The sequence below is a fragment of the Spirosoma gilvum genome (assembly GCF_054776815.1).
Window position 1 is genome coordinate 1,026,906 of sequence record NZ_BAAHBH010000001.1, and the last position, 17,222, is coordinate 1,044,127.

The 17,222-nt window shown below is 50.4% G+C and carries 10 protein-coding genes; 7 read left to right on the forward strand and 3 right to left on the reverse strand.

Going from position 1 to position 17,222, the window contains the following annotated elements:
• Window positions 1–104: 104 nt before the first annotated feature.
• Together ACYVFD_RS04145 and solA are read right to left on the reverse strand one after the other, a co-directional pair.
• The gene (locus tag ACYVFD_RS04145) at window positions 105–1,679 is read right to left on the reverse strand and encodes a M81 family metallopeptidase (protein WP_461088490.1); all 1,575 of its coding nucleotides are present in this window, start codon (window positions 1,677–1,679) and stop codon (window positions 105–107) included.
• A gap of 46 nt (window positions 1,680–1,725) precedes the next feature.
• Complete coding sequence (gene solA, locus ACYVFD_RS04150; protein WP_461088491.1) at window positions 1,726–2,886, reverse strand: N-methyl-L-tryptophan oxidase; 1,161 nt, start codon at window positions 2,884–2,886, stop codon at window positions 1,726–1,728.
• A 328-nt stretch (window positions 2,887–3,214) separates the two neighbouring features.
• On the opposite strand from solA, the gene ACYVFD_RS04155 reads away from it, so the two are divergent.
• From ACYVFD_RS04155 to ACYVFD_RS04175, 5 genes are all read left to right on the forward strand, one after another.
• Complete coding sequence (locus ACYVFD_RS04155) at window positions 3,215–3,865, forward strand: RNA polymerase sigma-70 factor (RefSeq protein ID WP_461088492.1); 651 nt, start codon at window positions 3,215–3,217, stop codon at window positions 3,863–3,865.
• Between the two features lie 36 nt (window positions 3,866–3,901).
• On the forward strand, window positions 3,902–4,903 hold the full coding sequence (locus ACYVFD_RS04160) for a FecR family protein (RefSeq protein ID WP_461088493.1): 1,002 nt from the start codon (window positions 3,902–3,904) through the stop codon (window positions 4,901–4,903).
• 23 nt (window positions 4,904–4,926) lie between these two features.
• Window positions 4,927–8,346: a SusC/RagA family TonB-linked outer membrane protein gene (locus ACYVFD_RS04165; protein WP_461088494.1), complete on the forward strand. Its 3,420-nt coding sequence runs from the start codon at window positions 4,927–4,929 to the stop codon at window positions 8,344–8,346.
• A gap of 20 nt (window positions 8,347–8,366) precedes the next feature.
• Window positions 8,367–9,983, forward strand: a complete 1,617-nt coding sequence (locus ACYVFD_RS04170) for a RagB/SusD family nutrient uptake outer membrane protein (protein ID WP_461088495.1) — start codon at window positions 8,367–8,369, stop codon at window positions 9,981–9,983.
• A 144-nt stretch (window positions 9,984–10,127) separates the two neighbouring features.
• Window positions 10,128–11,894: a hypothetical protein gene (locus tag ACYVFD_RS04175; RefSeq protein WP_461088496.1), complete on the forward strand. Its 1,767-nt coding sequence runs from the start codon at window positions 10,128–10,130 to the stop codon at window positions 11,892–11,894.
• Between the two features lie 33 nt (window positions 11,895–11,927).
• On the opposite strand, the gene ACYVFD_RS04180 is transcribed toward ACYVFD_RS04175, so the two are convergent.
• Window positions 11,928–12,167, reverse strand: a complete 240-nt coding sequence (locus ACYVFD_RS04180; protein ID WP_461088497.1) for a hypothetical protein — start codon at window positions 12,165–12,167, stop codon at window positions 11,928–11,930.
• 539 nt (window positions 12,168–12,706) lie between these two features.
• Between ACYVFD_RS04180 and ACYVFD_RS04185 the strand changes: the two genes are divergently transcribed.
• Together ACYVFD_RS04185 and ACYVFD_RS04190 are read left to right on the forward strand one after the other, a co-directional pair.
• Entirely contained in the window at window positions 12,707–13,801 is a 1,095-nt protein-coding gene (locus ACYVFD_RS04185; protein WP_461088498.1) for an efflux RND transporter periplasmic adaptor subunit, read from the forward strand.
• 71 nt (window positions 13,802–13,872) lie between these two features.
• On the forward strand, window positions 13,873–16,992 hold the full coding sequence (locus ACYVFD_RS04190) for an efflux RND transporter permease subunit (protein ID WP_461088499.1): 3,120 nt from the start codon (window positions 13,873–13,875) through the stop codon (window positions 16,990–16,992).
• The last annotated feature ends 230 nt before the right edge of the window (window positions 16,993–17,222 follow it).

The window sequence follows — 17,222 nt, forward strand, 5'->3', positions numbered from 1 at the left end:
TGGACCTTAAAGAAGGTAGAATGCCGATAAAAAAGAAACGGGAAAATTCCCGTATTTTTAGGAACCTCCCCGTTTGGTAAAAGCACTACTCAGTTGAAATAGACTTACTTCGCTGTTCCGGAAACAGGCACCAACTGGGCCGACAGATCAGGCGTTTTCATATCCTTGTCGAACGGGAATATGGGGTGCTTGATCCGCTTGTACGGTAACCGGAACAGATCCTGATCGACGCCCCCTGGCGTAAGGGCCATAATCCAGTCGGCACGCATGTTGTACAGCTCGGGTTCAAGATAGCCGATTTTCACGACCACAATATCCGCTTCTCTGGGCTTCAGACCCAACCGGGTAAAATCGATTTCTTTGTGATAGGGCTTACGCTTTTGCGTAATGATCACGTGCACACTTCCTACCTTAATAACCGCTTCTACTTCGGCATCTTTATCGCCTTTTACTATTGACTCCACGGTGCCTTTGAGGGGGATCGGTGGTGCATATCGCGCATCGACAGCAGCACCGGCGGTTCCTTCCACACGGCCGCCTACACCAGCTGCAATCGCTTTCCGGATAAGTTCGGGTGCCGGAATTGACGCATAAATCAAGGAGGGACCAGTTGCTTTCTGAAATTCTGGTCGAGACAGAATCTGGGTCAGTGTCCAGGTGACGTCACCGGCACCACCCGCTGTCGGATTGTCGCCGGTATCACTGATGAAAAATGGATGTTTAGGGCTGGCTAAGGCTTTGGCAAGGCATTCGTCCAGTGTACCGGTGGGGGCTACAAACCCAAACTCGGAGCGCACCCGCCAGAAATGCTGGGCCAGTTTCTCGGCCGCCTGAGTCACGCTGGTTTTATCGTCGCCGGTAACCATCACCACGGCATGGTTGCGCGGCTCATCGGCCCAGGCGTACCCGATCCAGATACCCGCATCGACAATACCCGGCTGATGGTCGGCCAGGGGAGCTACTTCCTGATAGAGACTTTTACCTGGCTCGATGCGTGTACTGGTTTTTTCGCCCGGCAATAAAATCGGGATGGGTATCCAGGCTTTGTAGGCTGGTTTGCCTTTACCGTTTTTGATCCGCTCCAACAGGTGCATTACGGCCCGTTCTTTAGTTTGCATGGCATCTTCGTGGGGAGCCATTCGGTAGCAGGTCATCAAATCAGTGTTTTGAGCCAGCCGCCAGGATACATTCCCGTGCAAATCCATGGACGTTGAAATGAGCGTTTTATAACCAATAACCTGTCGGATGCGGGTGATCAGATCGCCTTCGGGATCATCGAGACCTTTCACGCTCATGGCGCCGTGGATGTCGAAATACAGGCCATCGTAGGGACCATACTTCTTGAGCGAATCCAGCATTTTGCCGACCAACGATTCATAGGCTTCGCGGGTTACGGCTCCGCCGGGAAGTGATTTTCCAACAACCGTCGGGAACCAGGCGGCCTGCTTACGCAATGGGGAAACGGGCATCATAAATGGGTAGGCGTTGAACACCTCAGGACCATATCGGGCGTGGAACGCTTCTTCCAGTGTAACCGCCGGAGAAAATGTACTGGATTCGATTCCCAGGCCAGCGATGGCAATCCGGGGTAAACGCGTGTCGGTAGGAGGGGTAGATTGGGCAAAGCTGGTACTAAACGCCCAAAAACAGGTAGTAAGACCGAGGAGGAAGTGTTTCATGCCCACAAGTTAATGGAAACCAACGTACCAATAGAATTTGTCGGCACTAGACGGCAACCGAATTGAGTCGAAATCGGGAAATATCGAACGTAGTCTGGCCTGTAAGGGCCAGCTCCGCTAAAATCTGCCCGACGGCGGCCGAATGTTTAAAGCCATGCCCGGAACAGGCCGAGGCTAATAAAACATCCGAGTAATCGGGATGCTGGTCGATGATAAAATCCCCATTCGGAGTCATGGTGTATAAACAAACGACTGATTTAAGGCAATTCGGACCGATACCTACGAGGTTGGGAGCAACGAACTGTTCGTACATGCGCTGCGTTTCGGCCTGACTACTATTTCGATGAACGGTGTCAGGCGTGGTTACGTGTTCGTAGGTTTCGGTCGCCACTTTGAGTCCTCCTTTGGGGCCATTTATAGCCGGAAAGCCGTAAATACCCCGGTCATTCAGAATAAAGATCGGCATCCTGTCGGGTGTGTACTGTGCATACTCTCCGTCAATAGCGAACCAGTAAAGTACCTGTCTGTAGACCCGTAGTAGCTCACGATAGGGCGTTTGGCGAAGCGATTCCGTAATCCATGAACCAGTGGTCAGAATCAATTTTCGGGTTTGATACTGTCCCTTATCAGTCTGAACTATCACTCCTGAAGTTGTCGGCTGAAACGAGAGCATCCGCTCATTCGTATGGATGGATGCCCCTGCCTGTCGAGCCTGTTCCAGTTGAACCCGGATGCAACGTTCGGGGCTTAAGAAACCAGCTTCATTTTCATAATAGCCAATATCATGTTGGTCAAACCGAAACTGTGGGTATTCTTTTCGGAGGGCGTTTGCGTCTAGCAGGCGATGCGCAATACCAAACTGATCGGCCGCCTGGAGGGTCGTGTTTAGCCAGTACGGTTTATTGCGGGTTTGGATGGTTGAGTTAGGCTGCCCAACAAATAATCCGCCCGTAATGGTCAACAGATTTTCGCCGGAGGCTTGTTCAAGTTCGCGCCAGATCTGGTAGGAGCGTAGGGCGAGGGGAACAAAATGTAACCCTTCGCCAATGGCCTGTCGGGTAATGCGCGTATCGCCGTGGGTGGAGCCCTGCGTATGTGGAGGATCGAACTGGTCAATACCCAGAATATGGGGCGTTTGTTTTGAGAGCTGGTAAAGCGTGGCGCTCCCCATGGCTCCCAAACCGATAACTATAGCGTCGTATACCATACACGAGCGAACTAGACTGAAGTGAATTAATCGGAAAGCAACTCGTTTCTGACGGTTCCGCAAGAAACAAAAAAGGTATGAGGAAATACGGTACAGGATTTTCGATTTGTCGTATAGACGTTAACCGATCAAAAAAATGGTAGCTAATCCTGCCGGCTGCGAAATTAAAATTTAACCCAAAATAGGGTATTGGCCGTCAGAAACGGCCTATTTCTTAGGATATGATCGCTTGCAGGTTCAAAATTTTCCTCACAAAGTGAAATTATTTTTAACGAGGGGATAGGGTGCCCTATCGCTTTCGTGTCTTCGTAAGTAATTAACCCGAACTATGAGTCAGCCTCAGTCTCTTTATCCTGAATATCGCGGTAAATCCATCATGGGTACCGATTCCGGCAGCAACGAAAGTCGAGTGGTCGATTCGGAGGTGTTTATCCGGCAGGCTTTTGATCGGAGTATTCGCGAAGGATACGAATTATTATTTCGGCGCTACTACCGGCCGCTTTGCAATCATGCCGTACGATTTGTTCAGTCGAAGGAGCAGGCCGAAGATCTGGTGGCAGAAGTGTTCTCGGCATTCTGGAAAGGGCAGATGCATCTGCATATCACCACGTCGATGCGGGCTTACCTGTTTCGGTCCTTGCGAAATCGAATTTACAATCACCTGCGCGATGAGCTGGCGCACCAGCCACCAACTACTGATCAGCTAATCGATATTGCCGAACCGGAAGATCCTCAGCAAATCCTGTTGTTCACCGAACTATACACGAAAGTACAGGCTGTTATTAAAGCGTTGCCCCCTCAGTGTCAGCGCGTTTTTCTGATGAGCCGGTTCGAGAATAAGAAACACCGGGAAATTGCCGACGAGTTGTCGATTTCGGTGAAAGCGGTCGAGATGCATATTTCCAAAGCACTCAATCAATTGCGAACCGCCCTGTTTACCATTTGTGGATTGATCGCCCTCGCTGGCCTACTGCTTTGAACCTGAATAAAGCTATACATACCCATTGAATATCTAATGAATATTCCTGTCAACAAACAATTGATCTTCGAGCATTTCGCAGATCGTGTGACGCCACTTCAACATCGGATGATTGCCGAGTGGCTCGAAGATCCGGCACATAAGGAACTGTACTATGAATGGCTCGAAGAATGGGAGCTTCTAAATCCGCAGTATGCTGTGGATGTGGAAGCTCCGCTGGAAAAATCATTGACCAAACTTCTGGCCGAACAACCACCTTTTCAACCCCAGATCGGCGGTCAGTCGACCAATCGATTTTTTGCACCCTGGCAATGGGCAGCCGTTGTCGCCGGACTCGTATTCATGAGCGCGCTGTATGCAGGTCGTTCGTATATACTATACCGTTCGGAAACAACCGCCTATGGAGAGATTCGGAAAATAGTTCTGCCCGAAGGAAGCGTGGTTACGCTGAATGCTAATTCGTCGTTACGCTATCCCCGATTTGGGTTTGGCGATAAGGCACGTCGGGTGTATCTGTCAGGGGAGGCTAGTTTCGCGGTTCAGCATATGAAAAACCACGCCCAGTTTGTGGTGAGTACTGATCATGATCTCGATGTGGTGGTACTGGGCACCGAATTTAATGTGTTCTCTCGTCCGCGTGGAGCCAAAGTGGTGCTACGGCGAGGAAAAGTGGAGATTGTCCGGACCCAGCATCCGACGGCCCGGCGAATCACTTTAAAACCTGGTGATTTGGTTAGCCTGGATTCGTCGGGATACTGGTCGATAAAGCATGTAGCCCGGCCCGATGCCTATGTGGCCTGGCAGGAGCATCGATTTGAATTCGATCAGACGGCCCTTGGCGAAATCGCTAAACTCATGGAAGAAAACTATGGTATGCATGTTCACATTGCCGATACGGCGCTGGCCGAACGTACGGTTTCGGGTACGTTTAGCACCCGAACGGCCTCCGAATTAAGCCAGGTTATTGCTGATCTATTGGAGATTACGGTTAGCCAGAAAGGCAATCAGATTACGTTTACAGAGCCCGTTACCCCTTGATACGATTTTTAATACTCCCTACAATGCAAAACTCCTTACTTATTAAACCCTTTGTTGTGTTGCTGCTAGCCACACAGATCTGGCCTGCTTCGGGGCAGGTGCTGGCAAAGCGGTATCAGAAGACCAACGGGATGTCGCTGCAAAAGCCCCAGTCATCGACATCGCTTCCACTTAAAGATGTATTGGTGCAACTGAAGAAGACCTATCAGGTCGACCTGTTGTTCGAAGATAAAGCCGTTGAAGGCTATATGGCCCCTGTACCGGATTTCAGCCGATCAGTGGAAGCCGAATTAAAGCAACTCCTGCAACCGCTTGGCCTACGGTATAAAAAAGTAAAAAAGGACGCGTATCTGATTCAGACTGGTAAGGCCAGCAAGGCAAAAACTACGTCGGCCGCCACAACATCGGTCAATCTGGAACCAGAGTCGTTTCCGACGACAATCTCAGCCGAACCGGATGGGAAAGTACTCGCCCTTGCCGATGCGAAAAACCTGGTCGTGGCCGACCAGATCGTTACGGGTACGGTACGGGATGCGAAAGGGGAGGCCCTGCCCGGTGTAAACATCGTCGTAAAAGGAACATCAAGAGGGACCACAACCGACGGACAGGGCGCTTTTCGGGTATCGGTTCCCGACAATTCGGCCGTGCTGGTGTTTAGCTTTGTGGGCTATCAGCCTCAGGAGATTCGGGTGGGGAGCCAAACCGCCATTCAGGTGCGCCTGCTGGCCGACGAAAAGTCACTGAACGAAGTGGTGGTCGTAGGGTATGGTACGCAGTCACGTAAAAATCTGACCAGCGCCATCAGCACCATCAAACCCGAAGAACTAAACCGGGGGGCCATCAGCGATGTAGGGCAATTGCTTCAGGGTAAAGTACCGGGACTGAATATTTCGGCCAGTGGTGACCCCAACGCACCAGCCGCTGTGGTATTACGTGGGGCTTCGACCATCAACAGCTCGCAGGGGCCGTTCTACGTCATCGACGGGGTGCCAGGAGCCGATATCTCCATCATTGCTCCCGACGACATTGCGTCGATCGATGTATTGAAGGATGCGGCAGCTACAGCTATTTACGGAAACCGGGCTGCCAACGGGGTGATTATGGTGACAACCAAACGGGGTAAAAAAGGGCAGATGGTGGTCAACTACAGCGGCTACACAGGTAGTGAAACTGTATCAAGCAAACTGAAGATGATGGATGCGGCTCAGCTCCGTGATTTCCTGACCAAGAATGGCCAATCGTTTTCGCCCACCGACGATAAAGGCGCCAACACCAACTGGCAGGAAGCCGTCGAGAAAAGCTCCGCCATTTCACAGAACCACAACCTGTCGATCAGTGGGGGCACCGAACACAGCACCTACAGCGCCAGCATCAACTACCTCGATAAGCAGGGTATTTTGCAGGGTAGCTCCCTGAATCGGGTGATTGCCCGGCTGGCTGTGGATCAGTATGCCCTGAACGACCGGATTCGGTTTAGCCTCAACGTGACCAACTCGGCCAGCAATGCCAACAACACCCCGTTGCGGAACAACGTGCTGTTGCAGATGATCAACCACCTGCCGGTTTCGCCCGTGACCAACGCGGATGGCAGCTATTTCGAGAACTTCCAGAATACGGGCTATTTCAACCCGGTGGCCATCATCAATCACGCCAAGGATAATACCAAATACAACAACCTGGTGGGGTCGCTGAATACGCATGTGAACCTGCCCTTCGGCCTGACTTACGACCTAAACCTGTCGTATCAGAACAACACCTCATTACATGGTGAAGCCTACGACAGCTATTTTACCCAGTATAACAGTGCCAACTTCTACAATAATCCCGATCCACCGGCTGTACACGGACTGCTGAACTTTGGGACCAATGGCTCGGCCTTACGGAATACGTACCAGACGACCCGTAAAGTGCTGGAAACGTTCCTGACCTGGGACAAATCCTTTGGCGACCATACCATCAATGCGGTACTGGGTTATTCGTGGCAGGGTGCCGTTTCGGGCGATGGTTTCCAGACGTCCAGCACCAATTTTCCCGTCGACAACATCGGGTATAACAACTTTGCCCTCAGTAACCCCTATGCCGTGTCAAGCTACCGGATCAATTTCGGAGCCGATGGCATTTACCAAGAAACGCGGTTGATCTCCGACTTCGTCCGTCTGAACTACAATTACAAAGACAAGTACCTGGTTCAGGGCTCGATTCGCCGGGATGGTAGTTCTGTGTTTGGTGCCAACAATCAGTGGGGTTATTTCCCCGCCGTGGGCGTTGCCTGGCGCATCGGGCAGGAGGATTTTATGCAGAAACAGAGTCTGTTCAACGACCTCAAACTGCGGGCCAGCTATGGCGTAACGGGTAACTCGTCGGGCTTTAATGCCTATACGGCTCAGTTTATCTCCGGTAGTCTCGGGACCTACTATTACAACGGGGTGCAGACCTCGGCCTATGGCCCCACCCAGGCTGCGAACCCCGACCTGAAATGGGAACGGACGGCAACCGCCAATATCGGTCTTGACTTTACCGTGCTGAAAGGCAAACTGAGCGGTACGCTGGAATGGTACGACAAAACCACTACGGGTATGATCTACTCGTACCGGGTCGACCCGATCCTGGTGCCCGTCGGCAGCATAATCGCCAATGGTGGCAACATGAGCAACAAAGGGATTGAGCTTAGCCTGAGCGCTACCCCCGTTCGGACAACCAATTTTAGCTGGACTACCGGCCTGAACCTGGCGCATAATACCAACAAAATCACCAGCCTGACCAACCCACTCTTCGTCGGTGGTGACTCGACCCGGACCACGCAACCTGAAGGGGCCGGACAAACGGGCAGTACCTTGCAAATTCTGAAGGCAGGCATGCCGCTGGGCGAATTCTTTACCCTGGAGTATGCCGGTAAAAATGATAAAGGTGTTTCGCAATACCTTTCCCGGAATGGCAGTCTGACCACCACGCCTGTTATTGGTACCGATTACCGATATGCCGGTAGCCCACAACCGAAGCTCCTCGTTGGCTGGACCAACTCGCTACACTACGGCAACTTCGATTTCAACCTGTTCGTCCGGGGCGTATTCGGCAATAAGATTTTCAACGCTACCCGCGCTGATCTGTTCCGGCCCAGCACGGCTCAGTTTACCAACATTCTGGTTGATGCAGCCAATGAGTCGCCCAGTGATGTGAACGCGTACAAATACTCGACCCGCTTCATTGAAGATGGCAGTTATGTTCGCTTAGACAATGCCACGCTGGGATACAATTTCAAGAAATTGGGTGAGTACGTAAAAACGCTTCGGGTGTATGCGACTGTCAATAACGCATTCGTGATCACTGGGTATAAGGGAATTGATCCCGAAGTGAATCAGGGAGGCATTGCTCCCGGTATCGATTCGAACAACTTCTATCCCAAAACCCGGACGATTCTGGTGGGCGTAAACGTGTCATTCTAAACCTTATTCGAAAAAAAGCGATGAAAAAAATAGCTATTCCTGGCGTGCTGCTGGCCTTGGTGGTTTACCTGACTACGGCCTGCCATGACCTGAATGTACCGGTCAATACCGAATTGACCCCTGATATTTTCCCCCAGAACTCAACGCAGTTTATTCAGGCATCGGGACCTCCCTATGCCGCTCTGCGCGGAAATTTTGCCCTCGACTACTGGTTTATCCAAACCTTAAGCACCGACGAGGCCATCTTACCCGCTCGTGGAGGCAACTGGTACGATAATCAGAATTATCGGATGCTGCATTACCACGAATGGACGAAAGATCATGGCTGGACCAATAGCAACTGGACCTGGCTATCGACCGTAATTGGTACTACCAATCAGGCGCTTTCTATACTGGATAAAACCATTCCGACGGGTACATCGAAGTCGACAAACCTAGCTGAATTGAAAATGGTGCGGGCACTGGCGTATTTTATGATGATGGACCTGTACGGTAACGTCCCCATCGACACGACCTACGGTGATTTCTCTCCCCACCCGAACGTGCCACGTGCTCAGGTGTTTTCGTTCATCGAGAAAGAGGTGAAAAATGCCATGCCCTACCTAAGCCGGACTTCCGGCCAAAGTATGTACGGACGAGCCAATAAGTTTACCGGCTTTGCCCTGTTAGCCAAAATGTACCTGAATGCGGAGTATTATACCGGTACGCAACGCTACAGCGACTGTGTGGTTGCCTGCGATAGTGTGATGAACTCGGGGCTATATTCGCTCGAACCGCGTGCGTCGTACCTCCAGATGTTCTATCCGAACAATGGGCCGCAGATGAAGGAGTTTATTTTCGCAATTCCTTACGATCCGGCAGCATCGGCAATGCCGGGCACCAATGGCATGATGTATCACGCCCGATATGACGTACCCCGTTCGGAAACGAAGAAGTTCAACCTGCCCTTTACGCCCAGTGCCCCCGAAAGCACCCTGCCGGAGTTTTATGCGAATTTCAATGATCCTAACGACATCCGAAATGGCCAGTGGCTAACGGGGCTTCAGTACATGAATGATGGCGTTACACCGGTAACTGTTACGACGACCAAGAAGGGCTACGATCAGTTCTATACCGGTTCGGATGGGAGTGCTGCCTACACCTACCAGGTAAATCTGACACCGGATATCGTTCTCCGTCAGGACGTAGCGACGTTCGACCTGGGCAATGATGAGGTCGCCTGGAACATGGGCTACCGCAACATCAAATTCTACCCCGATGCGTCGTCGACCTCCCGGAATCAGAACAACGATGTGCCCGTGTTTCGCTATTCCGACATTATCCTGATGAAAGCGGAGGCCATTCTACGGGGTGGAACAGCCACGCAGGGACAAACGGCTCTTTCGCTGGTCAATCAGTTGCGGGCCAACCGAACCACCTCGGCCGCATTGTCGAGCGTGACACTAAACGATATGTATACCGAGCGTTGCCGGGAATTTGTTTCCGAAACCTGGCACCGGAACGATATGATTCGATTTGGAAAATATGAAGGCAAATGGGGATTCAAAACCGATGCGAATGCCAACCGGCGGATTTTCCCTATTCCAACGGCTGCCTTTACCGTAAATCCTGTCCTAACTCAGAATCCAGGGTATTAGTTGACTGGTGATTGGTTGATTAGTTAATTGGTGGTTGGTTCATTGGTTGATTGGTCGAGTAGTTTTTCATTAATCAACCGCTCTACCAATTAACTAATCAACCAATTCACCAGTCAACCAGCCAACCAATTAACCAGACAGAAAATGATTTCGAGGAAAACGTTTATTGAGCAATGTTTGGGAATCGGGGCACTGGCGAGTTTATCGTTGGTGCCCGCGATGGTTTGGGCTGAAGAAAGAGCGGATGACGATTTTTTCAAACGGATCGTAGCTGCTAACGAACAGGAGGTCTCAAAACTGCTTACAAGTTTAACCGTCGAGATTACGGAAGTCCGTCGACGGGCCGGGTATGATCTGGCAAACCTGGCAGCGGCATATTGTGAATCGACATCTTCGTTCTACCAGAATGAAGAACTGGTGGCTGCCATGTCGAAGATTATTCGATTCCTGCTGAAAGCACAACATGCGGACGGTACGCTCGACTTTGGTAACCTGGCCTCTCCACCCGATACGGCTTTTATCCTGGAACCCCTGACCGCAGCGGCTACGATCTTAAAACAGAACAATCAGGCTTCGTTGAATGACGTTAAGCAGCAATTGAAGGCGTTTATTGTAAAAGCTGGAGAAGCTCTCAGAACAGGTGGGGTCCATACGCCCAATCACCGATGGGTGGTATCGGCCGCACTGGCAAAAATCAATGCACTCTATCCAGATCCCGGCTATGTGAAGCGGATTCATGAATGGCTGGCGGAAGGTGTTTACATCGACGACGAAGGGAATTACCTTGAGCGGAGCATGAACTATTCGGTCGTCATTGACCGGGCCCTGATCACTATGGCCCGTCTGCTGCCTATGCCTTCGCTGTTAGGGCCCGTTCGCAAAAACCTGGATCTGGTTTATGTGCATTGTGAACCCGATGGCGAACTGGTTACTGTCGATTCGCGTCGGCAGGATCAGTTTGCGCCCATCGGTATCCTGAATTTTTATCATGAGTACCGATTTATGGCCATTCATGATAAAAAACCCGAATGGGCGGCTATCACCCGGTATATCGAAACCCTGCCTGGCTTTACCGATCGGGTACTAAACGATTTGTTGTTCTATTATCTGGAGGAACCAATCTATAAAAAGCCACTACCGACGCCTAAAGCTCCATCGGTTAACTTTGAGGTAGTTTACAAACACACAAATCTGGTTCGTATTCGGAGGGCCGATATCACAACGACACTGTTTGGGGGGACCGATTTCCCGATTATCATTGCCTCCGGCCGGTCGAACAGCCCTAATTTTTTTAGTTTTCGTAAAGGGGCGGCCATTTTGAAATACATGCGACTGTCGACCGATTTTTTCAGCACGGGTTATTTTCATAGTCAGGGAATCCGGCATGAAGCTGGTAAATACATCCTGCATCAGAAAATTGAAGCCCCGTATTATCAACCCTTACCAGCCCAGCATCGCAAAGCCAACGGCGACTACGCGCATACACCAAGTACGGATGGGCGCTTCTGGAATAAGATGGATTTTGGCCACCGGCCCCAGAGCAACGTCAAGACCCTGGAAACAACGATAACGGTTCACGAAACCAATGGGAGGAATGAACTGACGTTTCGGGTGACCAGTGAAGCCGGGGTACACGTAACGCTGGAACTGTGCTTTAAAGAAGAAGGGACCCTGACGGGCGTATCGCCACAGAATGGGTCGACTGATAATTTTTTTCTGAAAAGTGGGATGGGGCAATATAGCGTAGGAACTGACACCATCCAGTTTGGGCCAGGGGTTTACCAACACACCAAAATCACAGGTCTGGAAGGAGAGCTCTACTCGTCGCATTTTGGGAGCCTGCGTACCAGCGGGGTGCACGTTTACCTGACCGGCCTGACTCCCTTTGAACAGACAATAACGATCGGTTAGGGCCCTAAAAGTGAAGCGACAACTTAAACAGGATTAGTTTTTTCCGTTGACAATGGTCGTTAAGCTTTGTTGGATAGTCGTAAACTCGGGCGAAAACTCATCGAGAATTTGTTGACAAGCTTCAACGTCCTCGCTGATGCGGTGCCGGGCCTGCTCGATAGCTGAAATCCGTAGCTGATAGGTATTGGCTCGCTCTACAGAACTAATCTGTATTAAATCCCTATAAATTGTCTGTAGTTGTGTGAGCAATCGATTCGTTTCTGTTGAGTACATATGCGTTTTTCAGTATTCGTCGGCAGAATAAATTCCCAGTTAGTAAACACATCTGGTCTGATCAGGGTAATGCCCCAATAGTGAGCGGTATGTTTTGAACTGGGCTTCGGTTTATGGATAGATACGTGTAATACAGAGCCGACGTTGCACTAACAACTTGATAAGCATTCTTGTTCTTGGTTGATTAGTTATTTTTACCTAATAATTCTGAAAAAGTCTTTTGAGTATAGTAAAATCCTGATAGGTAGGATGTTGATCAGGTAATAACAAGTTGACAACTAATAGGCAATCCTCAGATTATGGTACGCAGCTCTTACTAGAAACCAATAAAATAGCTTTGCGTATATAGACAAGCGTTCTAGCTGTTCACTCTTGGCTGTAAACGTTGATTAGCTGCTCAGCTTAGCTTTTTTTGATAAACTATTAGACAACGTTTATAGGCTAGTGGGTTTATTGAATGAATTAAGTCGCAACTATAGGAAATCAGGTATTTAGGCGTAAATTTTACAGGGATTGCCTATTAATACCTGTACTTATTTATGCGAACATTTATTATTCTCGCTTTGCTGGCTAGTGCATTAACGCTTGGCAAGGTTTACTTTTTTCCTAAACCCGATACAAAAACGCCCGGTGGAAGCGGTGCCGGAAGTTCCGGTAAAGGTGAAGCAAAGGGTAAATCAGGTGATAAACCCTCGACCATACCCGTGGATATCTACCTGGCCCGCTCCGAAAAACTAACTAATGTGCTGGCCGTTTCCGGTACGGTCTTACCCAATGAAATTGTCGAACTGAAGGCCGAAGTGTCGGGGCGACTCATGCAGCTAAACGCGAAAGAAGGCGCTTATGTCAGCAAAGGGGAACTGATCGCTAAAATCAACGACGAAGAGCTGAAAGCACAACTGGTCAAGCTGGGCTACCTCGAAAAACGGGCTAAAGATATCGAAGCCCGTCAGAAGCGTCTGCTCGCTGTAGAGGGGATCAGCCGGGAAGAATACGATATTGCCGAAAGCAATGTAAACACCGCCCGTGCCGATAAAGACTTGCTGATGGCTCAGTTGGCCAAAACCGAAATTCGGGCACCTTTCAGCGGAAAACTTGGCCTGCGGGCCATTAGTAATGGCGCTTTTCTGACCCCCGGAACGCTGGTGACCACGCTCGTACAGACGAATCCCGTTAAAATTGACTTCTCCGTTTCCGAAAGATACGCAAGCCAGATTCGTATCGGTAGTCCTGTTCGGTTCACCGCCGATGGGCTCGGGACATCCATGACTGCGCAGGTGACGGCCATCAGTCCGTTGATCGACGAATCGTTACGGACCATGAAGGTAAGAGCCTACACGGCCAATCCCTCCGGGCGACTGGTACCCGGTATGTTCGTTCGGCTCGATGTGCCGCTGGGCAACAACCAAACCATCCAGATTCCAACGCAGGCTGTAGTGCCCGTGCTGAAAGGTAAAAAGGTGTATGTCGTTCGGCAGGGTAAAGCGCAGGAAACGTTCATCAAAACCGGCGTCCGAAACGATCAGCAGGTTCAGGTGATGGAAGGCCTGATACCGGGTGACTCAGTCATCATCAGTAGCATCATGTCGCTGAAAAATGGCGCTTCGGTGAAAGTTAAAATGAAAAATGGTTGATGAATAATGAAAAATGGCCTTCCAGCATTATCCATTATTCATTATTCTTTATCCATTAAAACGAATTGACTATGAGTCTTTCCACGCTCTCGATCAAGCGACCCGTACTGGCCATTGTGATGAACCTGCTCATCCTGTTTTTTGGCTGGTTGGGATTTAAATACCTGGGGGTTCGCGAGTTTCCTTCCATCGACCCCCCCGTTATTTCGATCCGAACCAACTATGCCGGAGCCAATGCCGATATTATCGAATCGCAGATAACCGAACCGCTTGAAAAACAGCTCAATAGTATAGAAGGGATTAAATCCATTAACTCGTCGAGCAGCCAGGGACGGAGCGAGATAACCGTTGAGTTTGCTATCGATGTCGACATGGAACGGGCTGCCAACGACGTTCGTGATAAGGTGTCGGCTTCGGCCCGAACGCTGCCCCTCGACATCGATGGCCCGCCGATTGTGAGCAAGGCCGATGCCAACTCGGATCAAATCATGATTCTGACCTTGCAGAGCAATACCCGTTCGCATCTGGAAGTCAATGAGTTTGCCGAAAATGTAATTGTGCAGCGCTTACAGACCATCAATGGTGTGAGTGAAGTATCGATCATGGGGCAAAAAAAATACGCCATGCGAATCTGGATGGACCCCGATAAAATGGCGGCTTACAACATCACGGCACAAGACATAAAAACGGCCCTGGATCGCGAAAATGTTGAACTGCCCAGTGGTAAGGTGGTTGGACGCAATACCGAGCTGACAGTGAAAACGATAGGTCGTTTCCGGACTGAAGAGGATTTTAACAACATGATTGTAAAGACCCTCGGCGACAACGTCATTCACCTGAGCGATATTGGTCAGGCCGAACTTGGCCCAGAAAATGAGGAAAGTGTGCTCCGCCTGAATGGTGTACCGATGATTGGGCTCGGCATTGTGCCACAGCCGGGTTCGAATCACCTCGATATTTCGGAAGAGGTTCATAAACGCCTGATCGAGATTCGGAAAGACCTCCCGACCGATTATAAGCTGGACATTATGTTCGATACGACCGTATTTGTGAAGCGATCGGTCGAAGAAGTGGGCGAAACCTTACTGATTGCTATTGGGCTGGTAGTACTGATCATCTTCCTGTTTTTCCGCGACTGGCTGGTGGCTTTCCGGCCCCTGATCGACATTCCGGTGTCACTGATCGGAACATTCTTCATCATGTACCTGATGGGCTATTCCATCAATGTGCTGACCCTGCTGGCCATAGTAATGGCAACCGGGCTGGTGGTCGATGATGGCATTGTGGTTACGGAGAATATTTTCAAGAAGATCGAACAGGGCATGAACCCGATTGAAGCGGCTATCAAAGGGTCGAATGAGATCATCTTCGCGGTTTTGTCTACGTCTATTACGCTATCGGCGGTGTTTCTTCCGGTCATATTCATGGAAGGTTTTGTAGGTAAGCTGTTCCGTGAATTTGGCGTGGTGATTTCGGTGGCCGTTCTGATTTCTGCCTTCGTATCGCTCACGCTCACGCCCATGCTGAACGCCTACCTGAACCGAAAGACCCATAAGAAAACCCGGTTCTACAACGCTACCGAACCCTATTTCGAAGCGATGACGACGGCCTACCACGACCAGCTGGTTGGCTTCCTGAAGATCCGATGGGTGGCGCTTCCGATCATTCTGGCTACACTGGGCATGATCTGGTATTTTGGGAAAGACCTGCCTTCGGAACTGGCCCCACTCGACGACCGCAACTGGTTTCGCCTGAACATGACCGCACCCGAAGGAACCTCATTCGAGTCGATGGACGATTATATGCTGCGGGTAGGGCAGATGCTTGAGGACTCCATGCCGGGCAAACAGGGAATCATGCTCGTAACGGCTCCCGGTCGTACGGGATCTGGTAGCCCCAACTCAGGTAGTGGCCGGGTGTTTCTGGCCGACAAAATGGATCGGAAAGGACTCACTCAGCAGATGATTGCAGATAAAACGACCAAACTGCTCAAAAAGATGCCCGATGCCAAATCGGTAGTAGTACAGCAGCAGACCATATCGGTCGACAGTCGGGGAGGATTACCGGTGCAGTACGTGATTCAGGCCCCCGATTTTGAGAAACTGCGCGAGTACCTGCCCCGTTTTCTGGAAGAAGCGCAGAAAGACCCCACGTTTACCTCCGTCGATGCGAATTTGAAATTCAATAAGCCAGAAGTGAATGTGTTCATCGACCGGGAAAAAGCGAAAGCAATTGGGGTATCCGTAGCCGATGTGGCCCAAACCATGCAACTGGCGCTGGCTGGTCAACGATTTGGGTATTTTACGATGACTGGTCGGCAGTATCAGGTGATTGGCCAGTTCGACCGGGCGAACCGGAATGAACCCCTCGACGTGACGAAAATGTACGTGAAAACCAATCAGGGCCAGGTGGTGCAATTGGACAATATTGTCAAAATGGACGAACAGAGCAGTCCACCGCAGTTGTTTCACTTCAATCGCTACATGAGTGCCACCGTACAGGCAGCTCTGGCGCCTGGTAAAACCATCGGCGATGGCATTGCGGCCATGAACGCCGTTCGGAACCAGCTCAACGACCAAGCCATCCGTACCGACCTGAGTGGAGCCTCGCGCGATTATGCCGAGAGCCAGTCGAACACCCTGTTCTCGTTCATACTGGCCCTGGTGCTGGTTTACTTCATCCTGGCCGCTCAGTTCGAGAGTTTTGTGGACCCGTTCATCATCATGCTTACCGTGCCGCTGGCCATTGGGGGAGCTGTTTTCTCACTCTGGTATTTTAATCAGACGTTCAACATCTTCAGTCAGATTGGTATTATCATGCTGATTGGGCTGGTTACGAAAAACGGGATTCTGATCGTAGAATTTGCCAACCAGCTTCGGGAAGAAGGTATGTCAATACGGGCAGCGGCCCTGGAAGCCGCTTCGCTTCGCCTTCGCCCGATCCTGATGACAAGTCTGGCGACGATACTCGGCGCGTTACCTATTGCGTTGGCCCTGGGAGCTGCCGGTCAGAGCCGAATGTCGATGGGGATTGTCATTATTGGTGGCCTGTTGTTTTCGTTAGTGCTGACCCTGTTCGTGATTCCGGCTATGTACACCTTCCTGTCGCGCAAGCGAAAAGGGGATCAGAGCGAGCAGGAGGATTTATTTACAGAGGCAGAGCTTCCGGCCAAGCCCATTGCGACGGTGTAAAACAGCGAGGTTAATTAAATTACAGAGAGTGCATGTTAAGCTGTGGAACGGCTGATTCCATAGTTGATAATCAATCGCCTGTGTCAGCCGTGTCACAGTTCGGCGAGCAGTTTCAAATTACAAAGACGCAATAGATGGAAAGCAGTTTTAAAAGAGTGGATGAGTAGTAAATTGTGATTTATGCTAGTTGTTAACTCAAAACGACCTTCCATTCATTTAGGGTTTTACCA

Bases quoted from the DNA above. Each gene is read 5' to 3' on its own strand.
- ACYVFD_RS04145 (WP_461088490.1), bottom strand. From the start codon at position 1,679: ATGAAACACTTCCTCCTCGGTCTTACTACCTGTTTTTGGGCGTTTAGT.
- solA (WP_461088491.1), bottom strand. From the start codon at position 2,886: ATGGTATACGACGCTATAGTTATCGGTTTGGGAGCCATGGGGAGCGCC.
- ACYVFD_RS04155 (WP_461088492.1), top strand. From the start codon at position 3,215: ATGAGTCAGCCTCAGTCTCTTTATCCTGAATATCGCGGTAAATCCATC.
- ACYVFD_RS04160 (WP_461088493.1), top strand. From the start codon at position 3,902: ATGAATATTCCTGTCAACAAACAATTGATCTTCGAGCATTTCGCAGAT.
- ACYVFD_RS04165 (WP_461088494.1), top strand. From the start codon at position 4,927: ATGCAAAACTCCTTACTTATTAAACCCTTTGTTGTGTTGCTGCTAGCC.
- ACYVFD_RS04170 (WP_461088495.1), top strand. From the start codon at position 8,367: ATGAAAAAAATAGCTATTCCTGGCGTGCTGCTGGCCTTGGTGGTTTAC.
- ACYVFD_RS04175 (WP_461088496.1), top strand. From the start codon at position 10,128: ATGATTTCGAGGAAAACGTTTATTGAGCAATGTTTGGGAATCGGGGCA.
- ACYVFD_RS04180 (WP_461088497.1), bottom strand. From the start codon at position 12,167: ATGTACTCAACAGAAACGAATCGATTGCTCACACAACTACAGACAATT.
- ACYVFD_RS04185 (WP_461088498.1), top strand. From the start codon at position 12,707: ATGCGAACATTTATTATTCTCGCTTTGCTGGCTAGTGCATTAACGCTT.
- ACYVFD_RS04190 (WP_461088499.1), top strand. From the start codon at position 13,873: ATGAGTCTTTCCACGCTCTCGATCAAGCGACCCGTACTGGCCATTGTG.